The sequence below is a fragment of the Longimicrobium sp. genome (assembly GCF_036554565.1).
In the GTDB taxonomy this organism is placed as follows: Bacteria; Gemmatimonadota; Gemmatimonadetes; order Longimicrobiales; family Longimicrobiaceae; genus Longimicrobium.
In genome coordinates this window covers 1-3,467 of the sequence record NZ_DATBNB010000001.1, presented here as the reverse complement: position 1 = coordinate 3,467, position 3,467 = coordinate 1, and the positions used below count along the sequence as shown (strand labels likewise).

General features: G+C 75.6%; 4 protein-coding genes. 2 read left to right on the top strand and 2 right to left on the bottom strand.

Translation table 11 applies throughout. From position 1 onward, the window contains the following. Together VIB55_RS00020 and VIB55_RS00015 are read left to right on the top strand one after the other, a co-directional pair. On the top strand, nucleotides 1-678 hold a 678-nt coding region (locus VIB55_RS00020; RefSeq protein WP_331874602.1), incomplete at its 5' end, for a glycosyltransferase. Between the two features lie 4 nt (nucleotides 679-682). Continuing rightward, the gene (locus VIB55_RS00015; RefSeq protein ID WP_331874601.1) at nucleotides 683-1,474 is read left to right on the top strand and encodes a tyrosine-protein phosphatase; all 792 of its coding nucleotides are present in this window, start codon (nucleotides 683-685) and stop codon (nucleotides 1,472-1,474) included. Here the strand turns inward: VIB55_RS00015 and VIB55_RS00010 are convergent. Both VIB55_RS00010 and VIB55_RS00005 read right to left on the bottom strand, forming a co-directional pair. Next, nucleotides 1,471-1,887: a hypothetical protein gene (locus VIB55_RS00010; protein WP_331874600.1), complete on the bottom strand. Its 417-nt coding sequence runs from the start codon at nucleotides 1,885-1,887 to the stop codon at nucleotides 1,471-1,473. The genes VIB55_RS00015 and VIB55_RS00010 overlap by 4 nt on opposite strands. Next, nucleotides 1,884-3,467 (bottom strand): capsule assembly Wzi family protein (locus VIB55_RS00005; RefSeq protein WP_331874599.1); only part of this gene is annotated, 1,584 nt, incomplete at its 5' end. The genes VIB55_RS00005 and VIB55_RS00010, both read right to left, overlap by 4 nt.

Sequence of the window (3,467 nt, the reverse complement as noted above, 5' to 3'; positions counted from 1 at the left end):
GTTGCGGGGCAGGCGCTGCAGGCCCGCTACGGGGGAACGCTGGTGCCGCACGCCAAGGACACCGCCCGGCTGCAGCCCCGCCCCGAGTGGAGGGAGCGGGCCCGGGCGCGGCTGGGCGTCGTCGGCGCGCGGCCGGTGGTGCTGTTCATGGGCACCCCGCGGGTGTACAGCGGGGTGGAAGACGCGGCCGAGGCGGTGCGGAGAATGCGGCACCCCGCCGACCTGGTGGTGGCGGGCGGCGATCCGGCGGACCCGTTCCTGCGGTCGCTGAAGGCGGCGCTCCCCGGCGTCGCCTTTCACCCGCCGTACCGGCTGGACGAGGTGCCCCTGCTGCTGGAGGCCGCGGACGTGGTGGTGGTCCCCCAGCGGCTGCACCCGCAGTCGGCCATGCAGGTGCCCAGCAAGCTGCTGGATGCCATGGCCATGGCCCGCCCGGCGGTGGGGACCGCCGTTTCCGACATCCCCGCCATGCTGGCCGGGGGTCGGGGGCTGGTGGTGCCGCCGGCCGACCCCGCCGCACTGGCGGCCGCGCTGGACGCCGTGCTCGACGCGCCCGGGGCCGCCCGCGACATGGGGCTGCGCGCCCGCCGCTGGTGCGAGCGGCACGCCAGCTACGACGCAGTCAGAGCCACGCTCCGCGGCGTCATCGAGGACGCCGCCGCCCGCCGAACCGCCTGAAGGGATGATCGACTTCCATTCGCACCTGGTTCCCGCCGTCGACGACGGGGCCGCCTCGCTCGACGAATCGCGCCAGGCGCTGGCGCGCATGCGCGACGCCGGGGTCACCGCCCTGGTGACCACGCCCCACTTTGCGGCCTCGGCGACGGAGCATCCCGGCCGCCTGGAGGCGGGGATGGAGGCGCTGGACCGGGGGTGGCGGGAGCTGTCGGAGCTGGCGGCGGCCGAATTCCCGGCGCTGCGGCTGGAGCGCGGGGTGGAGCTGATGCTGGACTCGCCCCGCCCGGTGCTGGACGATCCGCGGCTGCGGCTGGCGGGGACTCGCTTCGTGCTGGTGGAGTTTCCCTTCCAGGGCGTTCCGCCCGGCGCCGCGCGCGTGCTGTTCGACCTGAAGGTGGCGGGGTGGCTTCCCATCGTGGCGCACCCGGAGCGGTATCCGCAGGTGGGCGACGACCTGGCGGGGCCGGAGGAGTGGCGCCGGGTGGGGGCGGCCCTGCAGGTGAACTGGGGATCGCTGGCGGGGCGGTACGGCCCGGGGCCGCAGCGGATCGCGTGGGCCCTGCTGAACCGCGGCTGGGCCGACTACCTGTCCAGCGACCACCACGCCCGCGGGCGCCTGGGCGTGGGCTCCGCGCGGGAAATGCTCCTGGCCCGGGGGGGGCAGGAGCAGCTGCGGATGCTTTCGGAGGTGAACCCGGCCCGGATGCTGGCCGGCGAGCCCCCGCAGGAGGTGCCTCCGCTGCCGGAGCGCGCGGGCTTCTGGCGGCGGCTCCTGGGGCGGAGGCCCGGCGGCTAGCGGACGAAGACGTCGTGCCGCTGGTAGCTCCAGAACACGTCGACCGTGTCGGCGCCCCGGACGTTGGCGGGATGCGGCCGGCCGTCCTCGGGGGTGATCACGAAGATCTCGCCGGGGACGGTGTTGAACCGGAAGATGCCCGAGTCGGCCAGGACCGCCGGGGTCCGCAGCTGGCCGGTGACCGATTCGACGTTCCTGACGAGCACCCACCGGAAGTTCCTCCGCAGCTCCAGCTCGGCCGACCGCAGCTCCACGCGGTCGCCGGCCGGGCTTCCCCCGATCACCGCGGGAAGGGGCTGCCCGCCGTACGTGGACAGCCGGTAGCGCCCGACGATCTGGTCGGCCGGTTCGGGCTCCAGCAGCCCGCACCCGGCCGCCAGGAGCGGCAGCAGCACCAGCCAGCCCCGCCTCATCGGCCCCTCCCCGGCGCCGCCGAAACCTGCAGCCGCAGCGTGTGGTTCACCACGTTCACGGTATTCTCGCGCTGGTTCCAGTCGAATGCGTAGCCCTGGAACAGGTAGTTCCAGCGCTTGCCGGCGGTCCACTCGGCGCTGACGCGCGCCCCGCCGACGTCGGCCGCGCCGCGAAGCCCCGCCAGCAGGGTGACGTCGTGGCCGCGGAACGCCGAGTTGGGAGCCGGCTTGTCGTACAGGGCGTCGTTGGCCCAGCGGATGCGCCCCGCGAAGACCCCCGCCCGCGCGCCGCGGCCCAGCCAGTCTACCCCCAGCCACTGTCCCGAGGCGCCGGGCCCCACGGGCGACCCGATCACCTGGCCCTCGTGGGTGTAGCCCTGCGGAACGGCGGCGCTGGCGTAGTAGCTTCCCATCGGCAGGGCGCGGTAGGAGGGGCTCTTTTCCAGGTAGGTGTGCTCGGCCTGCAGCCGCACGCCCCCGCCGGGAGCCGGGCGCAGCCACTGCATCCCCACGGTGTACCCCTGCGTGTGCTCGGGGCGCTCCAGCAGTTCGCGCACGGAGCCGGGAAGACGGTAGCGCACCCACTCGGCGTAGGCCTCGGCCCCGTCGGCGGGAAGGACCATGCGCCCGAAGAGGCTGGTCATCTGCTCGAAGGGCCGCGCGGCCGCCGTGTCCCCCGCGCCGCGCCAGCGAAGGAGCACGTCCGCGCCGTTCTTCAGCACTCCCGCCGCGCCGCCGGCGCCGGAGTACACGGAGCGCGCGATGCCCAGCGACACCCCGTCCGCCGGCGTCAGCACCACCGCGGCGGCGCTGAGCGAACGCCAGTCGTCGCTCGCGTCGGTGTTGAACCCCTCCGACTCGCGCAGCCCCCCCGCGATCCACCGCGCCTCCACCCGGCCCAGCGGCGTGCCCAGGGGCCGGGCCGTCCGCAGGAACAGGTGGGGGATGCCCGCCGCCTGCCCGCCCAGGAGCACGGCGCTGCGCACGCCCGGCCCCCACCACTGGTTCTCGGTCGCCGCGCCGAGCGCCACGGGGCCCGCGCGCACCGTCAGCGACGACTGCCCGGGATGGAGCCGCCGCCGCTCACCGCTGCCCGGCCGCACCGGCAGGTCGATGGAATGGACGCCGCTCTGCCAGGGCGCCCGGTAGCGGGCCCGCTGCTCCGGTCCCCAGTCGTACGGAAGGATGTCGTCGAAGGCGCCGTTCTCGGTGTACGACAGCTCCGGGGCCAGCACCAGCCGCACCGCACCGGCCTGGGCCTGCACGCCGGCCATCACCAGGCCGCTGATCCCCCTGGCGGCCCAGAGCGCGCCGTCGTTGATGGAGAAGGGGATCCGCGAGTTCCAGGCGAGGGTGGCCTCGGGCGCCACGATCCAAACCCCGTTCCCCCGGTCGGCGGCGAGCGACGAGGGCGAGCGGAGCAGGAAGCCGTCCACCGGCGCCCGCCCGCGCAGCTGTGCGTCGCGCAGCCCTTCTTCCGCCGCCCCGCCGATGGTGGTCAGCGCGCGGACGGCTCCCCCCGGCGCGCGCTCCGGCGCCGCGGCGGTGTCGCGGGGTTCCTGCGCGCCCAGGGGGATCGC